General features: G+C 56.2%; 8 protein-coding genes and 1 pseudogene. All 9 read left to right on the forward strand.

From position 1 onward, the window contains the following. The first annotated feature begins 1149 nt into the window (after positions 1-1149). The 9 genes and pseudogenes from dppA to bcsB all read left to right on the forward strand — a co-directional run bounded on the left by dppA (position 1150) and on the right by bcsB (position 14242). Positions 1150-2760, forward strand: a complete 1611-nt coding sequence (gene dppA, locus PAG01S_RS16955; protein ID WP_062759444.1) for a dipeptide ABC transporter periplasmic-binding protein DppA — start codon at positions 1150-1152, stop codon at positions 2758-2760. A gap of 171 nt (positions 2761-2931) precedes the next feature. After that, positions 2932-3951: a dipeptide ABC transporter permease DppB gene (gene dppB / locus PAG01S_RS16960; RefSeq protein ID WP_010257427.1), complete on the forward strand. Its 1020-nt coding sequence runs from the start codon at positions 2932-2934 to the stop codon at positions 3949-3951. Between the two features lie 9 nt (positions 3952-3960). Continuing rightward, positions 3961-4863, forward strand: a complete 903-nt coding sequence (dppC, locus tag PAG01S_RS16965; protein ID WP_062759445.1) for a dipeptide ABC transporter permease DppC — start codon at positions 3961-3963, stop codon at positions 4861-4863. A 12-nt stretch (positions 4864-4875) separates the two neighbouring features. Then, positions 4876-5834, forward strand: a pseudogene (gene dppD, locus PAG01S_RS16970) (dipeptide ABC transporter ATP-binding protein). Beyond that, on the forward strand, positions 5824-6846 hold the full coding sequence (gene dppF / locus PAG01S_RS16975; RefSeq protein ID WP_062759446.1) for a dipeptide ABC transporter ATP-binding subunit DppF: 1023 nt from the start codon (positions 5824-5826) through the stop codon (positions 6844-6846). The pseudogene dppD and the gene dppF overlap by 11 nt, the downstream one beginning before the upstream one ends. Positions 6847-7685: 839 nt before the next feature. After that, a complete protein-coding gene (bcsO, locus tag PAG01S_RS16985; protein WP_031292599.1) occupies positions 7686-8276 on the forward strand; it encodes a cellulose biosynthesis protein BcsO in 591 nt (196 codons plus the stop codon). Next, positions 8267-9070, forward strand: coding sequence for a cellulose biosynthesis protein BcsQ (gene bcsQ / locus PAG01S_RS16990; RefSeq protein WP_010671647.1), 804 nt, complete (start codon positions 8267-8269; stop codon positions 9068-9070). Before bcsO ends, bcsQ begins: the two co-directional genes overlap by 10 nt. A 49-nt stretch (positions 9071-9119) precedes the next feature. Next, the gene (bcsA, locus tag PAG01S_RS16995; protein ID WP_010671648.1) at positions 9120-11231 is read left to right on the forward strand and encodes a UDP-forming cellulose synthase catalytic subunit; all 2112 of its coding nucleotides are present in this window, start codon (positions 9120-9122) and stop codon (positions 11229-11231) included. Continuing rightward, a complete protein-coding gene (bcsB, locus tag PAG01S_RS17000) occupies positions 11228-14242 on the forward strand; it encodes a cellulose biosynthesis cyclic di-GMP-binding regulatory protein BcsB (protein ID WP_062759448.1) in 3015 nt (1004 codons plus the stop codon). Before bcsA ends, bcsB begins: the two co-directional genes overlap by 4 nt. Positions 14243-14244: the final 2 nt, after the last annotated feature.

The raw sequence follows: 14244 nt of genomic DNA on the forward strand, positions 1-14244 counted from the left end.
GGTACGGATTTACCGTTGAGCGGGCTTCAGGGAGCATACGTCTGGCAGACGCTGGGAGCCTCAGACGGCTAACAGATCCAAACCCGAGTGACGCTGACAGCAATGAACAATCTCAAGGCGAAGGGAACACGGGCAGAGGAGGAAAGCGTCCCACGCCATGGACGGCGTGGGCCGAGCGTCCAGGGATGGTTTAAGCGCTTTTCCGATCTGACCGTGTTCCCGAAGCAGTCTCGATCTGACCGCTAAGCATTCACATTATTACCGCTGAGTGGGCTTCAGGGAGCATACGCCTTCCGCAAAGACGCAAAAACGCCATCCCTGGCAGGCTCAACGCAGGCGATTACGCACCTCATCCCTGAGGTGCGCCCGTAGCCGGGCCAACGCTTTGCGTTGTTCAAAAACGCTCCCGGCGTTTTTGTCCCTGGCCCGCGATGCTTTGCTCCAGGCGTATGCTCCCTTCGCTTCACGTCTGGCAGACGCATCAGGTACTTATTTGGGAGCCTCAGACGGCTGACAGATCCAAACCTCAGCTGTCACCTTCCAGAAAGTTCCAGTAAACCCCATCCACCGCGCATTCTGTTTACCAGCCGTTGTTATCATCACTTACCCGCTGGCAGGCCTTGCCATATAAGAGATGCGATCATAATTCGCGACACATTCTTCTTATGACCGAAAGCGGCAACATGCTGATTTCTTATGCTTCTTTACCAGCATATTCCGCTGGATGAACGTCATAACGCACGGTGAATCGTTCAGTTATTCAACATTTGCCGGTAAAAGTTTTAAGTTTTTTAGCGGTGAGAATCACTAGCGATAGAACAACCATCCAGCACAATGCACGGAAATCAGACCAGCAGCGCTGTGCATTGTATGGCTTTTAGGCCGAAAGGGTTTTTATTACCGTTGCATGCTATCCCTCACACTCTGTGTAAATAAGTAACCGTTGTATTGACGTTCTTTGCAACTGTTGACAAATTGATGCGTCAATAAACGCACAGTTACGGAATTTTCTGAATGCACCATCTGCATAAGAAAAAACAAAAAAAACGTAGCGTGCTTTAACCACCTGTTCGGTGGTACGCCTGAACCGCATAAAAAAATCAGAGGTCGGGCAATACACACAACATCACATCACAATGGAGCAAAAGCATGATCAACTCCCTGGCTAAATCCGGGATGCTGAAGGTCGGTCTGAGCCTGATTGCTATGACTGTCGCCGCCAGTGTTCAGGCAAAAACCCTGGTTTACTGTTCTGAAGGTTCTCCGGAAGGCTTTAACCCGCAGTTGTTCACCTCGGGCACCACCTACGATGCCAGCTCACGTCAGATCTACAACCGACTGGTTGAGTTCACTATCGGCACCACCGAACTGCACGCTGCGCTGGCAGAGAAGTGGGATGTCAGTGAAGACGGTAAAACTTACACCTTCCACCTGCGCAAAGGCGTGAAGTGGCAGACCACCAAAGATTTCAAACCGACGCGCGACTTCAATGCGGATGATGTGGTGTTCACCTTTGAACGCCAGCTGGATAAAAACAACGCCTATCACGGCGTATCCGGCGGCAGCTACGAATATTTCGAAGGCATGGACATGCCGAAGCTGATCAGCAAAATTGAAAAAGTGGACGAGAACACCGTGCGCTTTGTGCTGACGCGTCCTGAATCGCCGTTCCTTGCTGACCTTGGCATGGACTTCGCCTCGATTCTGTCGAAAGAGTACGCTGACAACATGCTGAAAGCGGGCACCCCGCAAAACGTCGACCTGAATCCGGTCGGTACCGGTCCGTTCCAGCTGCTGCAGTACCAGAAAGATTCGCGCATCCTTTACAAAGCTAACCCGAATTACTGGGGCACCAAGCCGAAAATCGATCGCTTAGTCTTCTCCATTACCCCGGATGCTTCAGTGCGTTACGCCAAGCTGCAGAAGGGCGAATGTCAGGTCATGCCCTATCCAAACCCGGCTGACATCGCGCGTATGAAGCAGGACAAAAACATCAACCTGTATGAGCAGGCTGGCCTGAACGTCGGCTATCTGTCGTACAACGTTGAGAAAAAACCGCTGGATAACCTGAAAGTGCGTCAGGCACTGACCATGGCGGTCAACAAAAAGGCGATTATCGAAGCCGTTTATCAGGGTGCAGGTCAGCCTGCTAAAAACCTGATCCCACCAACGATGTGGGGCTATAACGACGACGTAAAAGACTACGCCTATGATCCTGAGAAAGCCAAAGCGCTGCTGAAAGAAGCGGGCATGGCAGACGGCTTCTCAATCGACCTGTGGGCAATGCCGGTTCAGCGTCCTTACAACCCGAATGCGCGCCGCATGGCTGAGATGATCCAGAGCGACTGGGCGAAGATTGGCGTCAAAGCCAAAATCGTCACCTACGAGTGGGGCGAATATCTGAAGCGCGCCAAAGCAGGCGAGCACCAGACCGTCATGATGGGCTGGACCGGCGACAATGGGGATCCGGATAACTTCCTGGCCACCCTGTTCAGCTGTTCAGCGGCAAAAGATGGCTCTAACTACTCGCGCTGGTGTGATAAATCCTTTGAGGATCAGATTCAGCCAGCTCGCGCCACCGCCGATCAGGCGAAGCGCATCGAGTACTACAAGCAGGCACAGGTTGTGATGCATGACCAGGCACCGGCGCTGATGATCGCGCACTCAACGGTATACGAACCGGTCAGCAAGAAAGTCTCCGGGTACAAAGTCGATCCGCTGGGCGGACACTACTTTGCTCAGGTAGACATTAAAGAATAATTGTCGCCTTTTCCGGGGCGGCTGCGCGTCGCCCCGGCTTTATCTCCCTGTTTTACTGGAAACGGTAGAGGCGCAGCCTGTCTGCGTCGCGGTCGGGCCTACCCGATCGTCAGATGTAAGCAATAACTACCCTCGCGGCGACGGTCGCGCGGACAAGAGAGAACCCGGATTATGCTGCAGTTCATACTCCGACGTCTGGGCCTTGTCATCCCAACGTTTATCGGTATTACATTACTCACCTTCGCATTTGTTCACATGATCCCCGGCGATCCGGTACTCATCATGGCGGGCGAACGCGGTATTTCTCCTGAACGCCATGCACAGTTAATGGCGCTTTTAGGTCTGGATCAGCCGCTGTGGAAACAGTACCTGAACTACATTAACGGCGTATTACATGGTGACCTGGGCATTTCACTTAAGAGCCGCATCCCGGTCTGGGATGAATTTGTTCCGCGCTTCAAAGCGACGCTGGAACTCGGCATCTGCGCCATGATATTTGCCGTGGCCATTGGTATCCCGGTTGGGGTCATGGCTGCCGTGAAGCGGGGGTCGATTTTCGATCACACCGCCGTGGGAATCTCACTGACCGGCTACTCCATGCCGATCTTCTGGTGGGGCATCATGCTGATCATGCTGGTCTCGGTACAGCTCAACCTGACGCCGGTTTCCGGGCGGGTCGGCGACACCGTCTTCCTGGATGACACCATGCCGCTGACCGGCTTTATGCTGATCGATACCTTCTTCTGGGGGGAGCCGGGCGACTTCCACGATGCGGTGATGCACATGATCCTGCCTGCCATCGTGCTCGGCACCATTCCGCTGGCGGTGATTGTGCGAATGACGCGATCGGCGATGCTCGAAGTGCTGGGTGAAGATTACATCCGTACTGCGCGTGCCAAAGGCCTGACGCGGATGCGCGTGATCGTGGTGCATGCGCTGCGAAACGCCATGCTGCCGGTGGTCACGGTGATCGGCCTGCAGGTCGGCACTTTGCTGGCCGGGGCGATTCTGACCGAAACCATCTTCTCGTGGCCGGGCCTGGGTCGCTGGCTGATTGAAGCGTTGCAGCGCCGTGACTATCCGGTAGTGCAGGGCGGGGTGCTGCTCACAGCAGTACTGATTATTGTGGTCAACCTGCTGGTTGATCTGCTGTATGGCGTGGTTAACCCGCGCATACGTCATAAGAAATAAGGGGGCATCATGTCTGTTGTTGATCCCGGCAGCGTTACCGTTGCACCCAAGCCGATGACCCCGTTTCAGGAATTCTGGCACTACTTTAAACGTAACAAGGGCGCCGTCGTGGGCCTGGTTTACATCATCATTGTGTTGTTGTGCGCCATTTTTGCCGATGTGCTGGCCCCGCATGCCCCTGCTGAGCAGTTCCGCGATGCGCTGCTGCATCCGCCGGTCTGGCAGGAAGGCGGCAGCTGGAGCTACATTCTGGGCACCGACGATGTAGGCCGCGATGTGCTGTCGCGTCTGATGTACGGTGCGCGCCTGTCGCTGCTGGTGGGCTGTCTGGTGGTGGTGCTGTCACTGATTTTTGGCGTGATATTTGGCCTGCTGGCCGGTTATCTCGGCGGCGTGGTCGATGCCATCATCATGCGTGTGGTCGATATCATGCTGGCGCTGCCCAGTCTGCTGCTGGCGCTGGTGCTGGTCGCCATCTTTGGCCCTTCGATCGTTAACGCCTCCATCGCGCTGACCTTTGTGGCGCTGCCGCACTATATCCGTCTGACCCGCGCGGCGGTGCTGGTGGAAGTGAACCGCGACTATGTGACCGCCTCCGGCGTGGCCGGTGCCAGTATGCTGCGCCAGATGTTTGTGAATATTCTGCCTAACTGCCTTGCACCGCTGATCGTGCAGGCTTCATTAGGTTTCTCCAACGCCATTCTCGATATGGCGGCGCTGGGCTTTCTCGGTATGGGTGCGCAACCGCCAACGCCGGAGTGGGGCACGATGCTCTCCGACGTCCTGCAGTATGCGCAAAGTGCCTGGTGGGTAGTGACCTTCCCTGGATTGGTCATTCTGCTTACCGTGCTGGCATTTAACCTGATGGGCGATGGTTTGCGTGATGCACTCGACCCGAAACTCAAGCAGTAAAGAGGCACCGAGATGGCGTTATTAAATGTAGACAAACTATCGGTGCATTTCGGCGACGATAAAGCACCGTTCCGCGCGGTTGACCGCATCAGTTATCAGGTTGAGCAGGGCCAGGTCGTGGGTATCGTGGGCGAGTCCGGCTCTGGTAAATCGGTGAGTTCCCTGGCAAGGTGATGGCTGAGAAGCTGGAGTTCAATCAGCGCGACCTGCAGAACATCTCCGAACGTGAGCGCCGCCAGCTGGTGGGCGCCGAAGTGGCGATGATTTTTCAGGACCCGATGACCAGCCTGAATCCCTGCTACACCGTAGGTTTCCAGATCATGGAAGCGATCAAGGTGCATCAGGGCGGTAATAAACGCACCCGGCGTCAGCGGGCGATCGACCTGCTGAATCAGGTCGGTATTCCCGATCCCGCGTCACGGCTCGATGTCTATCCGCACCAGCTGTCGGGCGGCATGAGCCAGCGTGTGATGATTGCCATGGCGATCGCCTGTCGGCCTAAGCTGTTAATCGCCGATGAGCCGACCACGGCGCTCGATGTGACCATTCAGGCGCAGATCATCGAACTGCTGCTGGAGTTGCAGCGGCAGGAGAACATGGCGCTGATCCTGATTACTCACGATCTGGCGTTAGTGGCAGAAGCGGCGCACCACATTATCGTGATGTATGCCGGTCAGGTGGTGGAGAGCGGGAAAGCGACCGATATCTTTAAGGCGCCGCGCCATCCTTATACGCAGGCGCTGCTGCGTGCGCTGCCGGAGTTTGCGGCCGATAAAGCACGCCTGGCCTCGCTGCCTGGCGTGGTACCGGGCAAGTATGACCGCCCGATTGGCTGTCTGCTTAATCCACGCTGTCCCTATGCGACTGACCTTTGTCGTCAGGAAGAACCTGAACTGCGCACCATTCCAGGACGCCAGTCCAAGTGTCACTATCCGCTGGACGATGCCGGGAGACCAACTTATGAGTCATGAAACCACGAAAGAGCAGTTCCTGCTGCAGGCGATTGATCTGAAGAAGCACTACCCGGTGAAGAAGGGGCTGTTTGGTCAGGAGCGTCTGGTCAAAGCGCTGGATGGCGTCTCTTTTAATCTGGAACGCGGCAAAACGCTGGCGGTGGTAGGCGAGTCAGGCTGTGGTAAATCCACGCTGGGCCGCCTGCTGACGATGATTGAAACCCCGACCGAAGGGCAGCTTTACTGGCACGGTCAGGATCTGCTGAAACATGATCCCCAGGCGCAGAAGCTGCGTCGCCAGAAAATCCAGATCGTGTTCCAGAACCCGTACGGCTCACTCAATCCACGCAAAAAAGTAAGCCAGATTCTGGAAGAGCCGCTGGTGATTAATACTCAGCTGACCCGCGCGGAACGCCGCGAGAAGACGCTGGAGATGATGGCAAAAGTCGGCCTGAAAACCGAGCACTACGACCGCTACCCGCACATGTTCTCAGGCGGGCAGCGTCAGCGTATCGCCATCGCACGTGGGCTGATGCTCGATCCGGACGTCCTGATTGCCGATGAGCCGGTTTCGGCGCTCGACGTGTCGGTGCGTGCCCAGGTGCTTAACCTGATGATGGATCTGCAGCAGGATATGGGGCTTTCTTATGTCTTTATCTCGCACGATTTGTCGGTGGTGGAACACATTGCCGATGAGGTGATGGTGATGTATCTCGGCCGGTGCGTTGAGAAGGGCAGCAAAGAGGCAATTTTTGCCAACCCGCGCCATCCTTATACTCAGGCTTTGCTGTCAGCGACGCCGCGGCTTAATCCAGACGACCGTCGTGAGCGCATTAAGCTGACCGGCGAGCTGCCGAGCCCGCTCAATCCACCGCCGGGCTGCGCCTTTAATGCGCGCTGCCACCGACGTTTTGGCACCTGCGTGCAGTTGCAGCCGAAGCTGAAAAACTATGGCGGACAGGAGATTGCCTGCTTCGCGGTTGATCAGGATGAGAATCAACCGGTCGGCGTGGCAGAAAAGGTCAGCTGAGGATTGGCAGCGCATTCTGGTGTTTACAGACCGCACAAAATTGAAAGCGATGGGAGCACAGGCCTGTAGCAAAACATTGCGCCCCCCGGACAAAAACGCCGGGAGCGTTTTTGAACAACGCAACGCGTTGGCCCGGCTACGGGCGCCCCTCAGGGATGAGGTGCGTACTAAAAACGCCGGGAGCGTTTTTGAACAACGCAACGCGTTGGCCCGGCTGCGGGCGCCCCTTAGGGATGAGGGGCGTAATCGCCCGCGCTGAGCCTGCCAGGGATGGCGTCTTTTGCGTCTTTGCGTAAGGCGTATGCCCGCCTGAGCCTGTTCGCGATCTTAACTCCCCAGCCGAAGGCTCTTTTCTGGAGCCTTTTTTTATCTCAACTCAGCTGCAAGCCGCACTGCTGGCAGGTCAGCGAGCACTTTCTGGTTATTCCTCCTCTTTTTCCGTTATCAGTCTTAACCTGTTTTCCTTCTGGCGATATTTGCAGTGAAAAAAGATAAATAGCCTCAATCACTTATGGCAGAAATGCGATTGTTTTGCGCCTGCGGCAGCCTGAACGCTCTTTGAAACGCTGTTTACAGGAGTCAGCCTGGCAGTGCCAGAGGTTGTAAGAGCGGTATTTTCTGAAAAATTATTAAAACAGTGCTAATGAATTTAACTTAAGTATTACTTATTAATTATCAGCGGTAATGACTCGGCAAAGGCTTTCTTCCGCCACTATTGAATCTTTATGATTAAACAATTTGATTGAAATTGCTTTTTTTGTAATCAGGTTTTTCTGACTGATATTAAAGGGATGTGTTATATTCCAGGAAAATTCCCACCTTGTTGCAGGCCATGGCCAATGAAGAATAATTACGATGATTTGCAGCGTTTTAAAGAGAAAACGCAAACGCTCGACATCGACTTTAAAGATATGTCTGGCCAGACGCAGGAAGCGGCGGAACACAGTAAATGGGCATTGATTCGCCAGCTGGCGAAAGAAGAACATCAGACCCCGTTTGGCGGCGGCGAGCGTATTGACCTGCCGCAACCTCAGCCGCTGCGTGGTGATGAGTTTACGGCTCCACCGCCTGGGGCTCCGGCACGACATGCCGCACTTACTGCGCAACCGGCAATGGCAGCCCGCACCTCGATTCTCGATAGCCTGTCAGGCAGTAACCTGCCAGCAACCAGCACGACTGCACGCGGTCCTTCATCACTCTTTCCGCCACCGCCGCCACTGCAAAAAGTGGCCGTGGCTGAGCCTGCGACCATGCTGCGTGCTGAGTCGGTCCGGCCTGCCACCGTGGCGGAGCTTCAGCCCGTCGTCGCACCCACCGCCACCCATTCTGAGCCAGGGCGATTTGGTGCGCTGTTCCGCTCGCGCGAGATTAATCTGCCGAAAGAAACCTTACTCAAACCGTTACTGGAGAAGATTGCGCTATGCCATTAGTTTGTGTGTGCTCGCCGAAGGGGGGTGTGGGGAAAACCACGCTGGCGGCGAATCTGGCCTGGAGTCTGGCGCGTTCCGGTAGCAAAGTTCTGGCGATTGATTTTGATGTGCAGAATGCACTGCGTCTTCACTTTGGCGTGCCGCTTCATGATGGCCGCGGATTTGTGGCGCGCTCAGAAGAGCAGGCGGACTGGAGCCAGTCGATTCTTACCACCGGGGGCAATATCTTTGTGCTGCCCTATGGCGACGTCACGGAGCCGCAGCGCGAACGGTTCGAAGAGAACCTGATGAAAGATCCCCACTTTATTAAGCGCGGTCTGGATACGGTGCTCAATTATCCCGGTCTGGTGATCGTGGCTGATTTCCCGCCGGGCCCGGGCCCCGCCCTTAAAGCAATGACGGCGCTGGCCGATATGCATTTAGTGGTGATGTTAGCCGATACCGCATCAGTATCGTTATTACCGCAGATTGAAGAGAACCGGATGATCGGTAAGCCTCTCAATAATAAGCAGGGTCACTATTTCATCCTTAACCAGTGTGACAACCGCCGGAATATCAATCGCGATGTCACCGCGTTTATGCAGCAGCGCCTGGGCGATAATTTACTGGGCGTGGTTCACCGTGATGAAAGTGTAGGTGAAGCCAATGCTTCGCAGCAGTCTGTTTATGATTTCAGTCCCGCCTCGGCAGCGGCATTTGATATTGAACTGATCGCGAAAAGGGTCAGCAGCATTCTGAATATCACCGTGGGTAATGGCGAAGTTCAGGCTCCCATCCGCACAAACCACTTTTAGTCGGCTTCCGCCAGGCGACTGACTTACACAGCTCTTCTCAGGGTGAATCATGAGTAAAATCGGGTTTTACCTGCTGCTGCTGGTGCTTGCACCCGTTGCGGCGGTGATCATCATTACGCCAATGGACAGCCAGAAACAGTATATTTTTGGTCTGATCAGCATCGGCATGATGTTTTTATTGGGTTTCAGCAAGAGCCGCAAAATAACGGTGGTGATGGTGGTTCTCTCTGCGCTGATGTCCAGCCGCTATATCTGGTGGCGGACCACCGAGACGCTGCACTTTAATTCCGAAGTTGAAGCTATCTTAGGCATTGGCTTATATCTGGCGGAGCTGTACGTCTGGCTGATCTTAATTCTTGGCTTCCTGCAAACCACCTGGCCATTAAAACGCACCATCGAACCCTTACCGGACGACACCAGCCTGTGGCCGACGGTCGATATTTATGTGCCTTCCTATAATGAAAGTCTTGATGTGGTGCGCGACACCGTACTCGCGGCGCAGTGTATCGACTACCCGCGTGACAAAATCAGGGTCTATCTGCTGGATGATGGCAAGCGCAGCGAGTTTGCCCGCTTTGCGGCGGATGTCGGCGTGGGTTATATCACCCGTGACGACAACAAACATGCCAAAGCCGGGAACCTCAACCATGCGATGAAAATCACCAAAGGTGAGCTGATTTGCATCTTCGACTGCGACCACGTGGCGACGCGCACCTTCCTGCAGGCAACGGTAGGACCGTTCCTGAAAGATCCGAAGCTGGCGCTGCTACAGACGCCGCACTACTTCTATTCTCCCGATCCCTTTGAGCGTAACCTGCGCGCCGCACGCAGCATTCCAAACGAAGGCTCGCTGTTTTATGGCCCGGTGCAGCAGGGTAACGATAACTGGAATGCCACTTTCTTCTGTGGCTCCTGTGCGGTTATCCGTCGTTCAGCGCTGGAAGAGATTGGCGGTTTTGCCGTTGAAACCGTGACCGAAGATGCACACACCGCCCTGAAAATGCAGCGACTGGGCTGGGGCTCAGCCTTTTTGTCGATCCCGCTGGCTGCCGGTCTGGCAACAGAACGTCTGGGCCTGCATATCATTCAGCGTACCCGCTGGGCGCGTGGCATGACACAGATTTTCCGCGTCGATAACCCGCTGTTTGGCCGTGGCCTGAAGTGGCAGCAGCGTCTTTGCTATCTCAACGCCATGCTGCATTTCCAGTTTGGCCTGCCACGCGTTGCCTTCCTGACCGCACCGCTGGCTTACCTGCTGTTTAACCTGAATATTATTCACTCATCGGCCTCGCTGATCTTTGCCTATGTGCTGCCCCATCTGGTGATGTCGCTCTACGTTAACTCACGGATGAATGGCCGTTTCCGTTACACCTTCTGGGGTGAAATTTATGAGACGGTGATGTGCTTCCATCTGGTAATCCCGACCATTCTGACCCTGCTGTCGCCAAAACATGGCAAGTTTAACGTGACCGATAAAGGCGGCGTGCTGGATCAGGGCTTCTTCGATTTCCACATTGTGCGTCCGCATGTGATTGTGGCGCTGCTGCTGGGCATTGGCATTGTAGCCGGCGTGGTGCGCGCCGTGATGCATGACTATTTTGGCGTCGATCCTTACGTTATCGCGCTCAACGTCGGCTGGGCGATCTTCAGCCTGATCATTCTGATGGCGGCAATTGCCGTGGCGCGCGAAACCAAGCAGGTGCGTAAAACCATCCGTGTTGAAGTGCAAATCCCGGCGATTATTCATTACGCCAGCGGCATTTCATCGCGCACCCAGACCAGCAACCTTTCGATGGGCGGCGCGCAGCTTGATGCACCCGATGGACGTCATGAAACTGATGAGATTGAAGAGATTGATCTGCTGCTGAAATCCGGCGCGATCACTATCCCGGTCAGTCAGATTTCCGGCGATGATGAGAGCATCCGTCTGCGCTTTGAGGCGATGCCGCTGGCGCGTCGTCGCGAACTGGTCCGTGTGGTGCTGGCTCGTGCTGATGCCTGGATTCAGCCGGAGTATAAGCAGGACAACCCGCTGATTTCGCTGGGCACTATTATCCGTACCGTCTTTGAGCTGTTCTGGCTGACCTGGAAAGGCCGCCACGATAAACGTAAAAATGTCGACCCGGTTGCCGCGGCGGCGAAAGAGGATGGGGCGGCATGAAGATCCTGACGCAAACTTTGCTGGTCAGTTCACTGACCGCAGCGTTATGGCTGACGCCCGCTGGCGCGGAAACGCCGGTTACTGCTGATAACAGCAGTGCTGCGCCGGTAAACAGTTCAGCCCCGACGCCGTCTGATGCTGCTTCCACCACGCAGCCTGCCAGTGCGCCGGTAAACAGTTCAGCCCCGACGCCGCCTGATGCTGCTTCCACCACGCAGCCTGCCAGTGCGCCGGTAAACAGTCCGGCTCCGATGCCGTCTGATGCTGCTTCCAGCATGCAGCCTGCCGATGCCACCGTCAGTGCACCCGCGACAAATCAGGCTCCGGCCAGCGATGCGGCATCTGTGGCACCCATAAATAATGGTTCCACCCAGACGGCAGGTTCAGACCAGGTAGCCGCCCCGGTCAGCGGTGGAGAGTCTGCAATGCCGTCAGTGTCACCAGCGGCAAATGCGCCATCTGCGACACCGTCCGCAGAATCTGCACCGGCATCGGCGCTTCAGAGTGCATCACCCAATGCCATGGCACCCCCGGTGAACGCCTCTTACGCCCCAGGTAGCGAGGCGACATCACAAACTCAGCCATCTTCAGTGACCGGTGACGCGGCCTCAACGCCTCAGACCGCGTCATCGACCGGTGAGGCGGCGGCTTCTGCCCAGACCACCGCGCCGATGGCCGCCACCGGCGCGGTGACCCAGGACAGCAGCGCGCTGTCCGCGGTGCCACTGCCGCAGGGCCTGAGCAGTGCCGATCCCGCGCTGGAAGCGGCCGCCAGTGCGCTGCCCTACGCGCCAGGTCAGGTAGCTGCAGCGGTTGCAGAAGCGCAGCCGCCGATCGCGGCTGCCATCAATCAGCCAATCAGTAGTGTTATTTCAGTGGCCCAGATGGGCCAGTCGCGCGGCATCACGCTGACCGGCGGCCAGCTTCAGTCGGGCATCACCTTTACCCTGCCCGGCGATGAAGTCATCACCAATGCGCGACTTAATCTGACGCTGCGCGTCTCAGCTGCGCTGGCGGCACGCAATACGTCGCTACAACTGATGCTGAATGGTCAGCCGCTCGGCACGCTGCCGCTGGGTGCGACGGACAGCGATGTCAGCGACTATGAGCTGGATATTCCGGCGGCGATGGTGGTGTCGGCGAACAATCTGAGTTTTAAAATCAATGATGCGGACAAGTTGCTGTGTGAAAGAGAGAGCGCACAGCAGTATCAGGTCACCATTCTGCCGAACACATCGCTGCACCTTGAGGGTCAGAAGCTCAATATCGGCACCAGCCTGCGTAATTTCCCGCGCCCCTTCCTGGATCCTCAGCGAATGACGGCGTCCACCGTGACGGTGGGCTTTGCCAGTCATGTTTCAGCCGATGCTGTCAGCGCGGCGGCACTGGTGACATCATGGCTTGGCATTCAGAGTGATTATCGCGGCATCCGTTTCCCGGTGGTGCGCGGCGAACTGCCGGAACACAACGGCATCCTGTTTGGTCATCCTGGTGACCGGATCGGCACCCTGACTTTCCCGGCCAGTAACGGTCCGATGTTGCAGGTGGTGGATAATCCCAATAATCCGGTTTACAAATTGCTGCTGGTCAGTGGCAACAATGAGGAGCAGTTGCGTCAGGCGGCGAACCGTCTGACGACGCAGCCACTGACGACGGATGAGAGTCAACTGCAGGTCCCCGCACAGACTATTGCAAACCGCAAACCTTACGATGCCCCGCGCTGGATTAACACTGACCGCCCTGTACGACTGAGCGAACTGCTGCGTAAAGATCAGAGTCTGACCAGTAGCGGCATCTGGCATGATGCGCTGCGTGTTAACTTCCGCGCCGCGCCTGATTTGTTCCTGTGGGATGGCGACACAGTGCCGGTCAATCTGCACTATCGCTTCCCGTCCGAAAGCTGGATCGATGAGGATAATTCCTTCCTTAACGTCATGCTTAACGGCACTTTTCTGCGCAATCTGACGGTGAACAAAGTCGGCCTGCTGGAGAACGCCTGGCACCGTCTGGGCGGTGATGCGCGTCAGGAGCAGTATCAGCTTAATCTCGAACCCTACCTGATCTATGGCGATAACCAGCTGGCGCTCTACTTCAATATCAAACCGCGGGCTGATGCGCCCTGCGGTGTGTTACTGAACAACAACATCAAGAGCCGGATTGAAGAGGATTCATGGATCGATCTGAGCCATACCCGTCACTTCAGCATGCTGCCGAACCTCTCTTACTTTGTGGGTGCCTCTTTCCCGTTCTCACGTCTGGCCGATTTCAGCCAGACCACGCTGCTGCTGCCGGAAACGCCCAGCGATGCTGAACTGTCAACGCTGCTGGATCTGGCGGCGCGGGCTGGTAAAGCCACCGGTCTGGCGCTGACACAGAATCAGGTACTGTTTGGCCTGCCGACTGGCGGAACCCATCTGGCGCGCATACAGCAGAGCGATCTGCTGGCGGTGAGCACCACCGGCAACAGCGCCTTTAATCAGGCGATGCTGGCGGCTTCCCCTTATGACGCCACCAGCAGCACTTTTGGGGTGAAAGAGCCTGACACGCTGGAAAAATTACGCGGCTGGCTGACCGGTGACTGGAGCCGTCAGCAGCTGGATGCCGATCGTTACTTCTCCTCCAACGAAGCGTGGCGAGGCTTCCTCAGCTACCGATCGCCATGGAACCGCGATCGGCTGGTGGTGATGACGGTGGCAACCAGCGACGATCAGCTGTTGCGACTGCATAACGATTTGAGTTCAGCGCAGATTAACGCCGGCATTCGTGGCGATACCGCGATTATTACCGATGAAAACGGCATTCGCAGTTTCCGCGTCGGCGCGCAGTTTCCCAGCGGTGAGTTGCCCTGGTACATGATGGTGGTGTGGTATGCCAACCAGCACTCGGTGCTGCTGGCGGTGGCGGCGATGCTGCTCTCCGCGCTGGTGGGCAGTGCGGCCTGGGTGATGCTGAAGCGTCACGCCTGGCGACGTCTGAACCCAAAGCAGGACCGTGATTCCGGCAGGAAGTAAGG

The organism is Pantoea agglomerans NBRC 102470, from assembly GCF_001598475.1.
Taxonomy (GTDB): Bacteria; Pseudomonadota; Gammaproteobacteria; order Enterobacterales; family Enterobacteriaceae; genus Pantoea; species Pantoea agglomerans.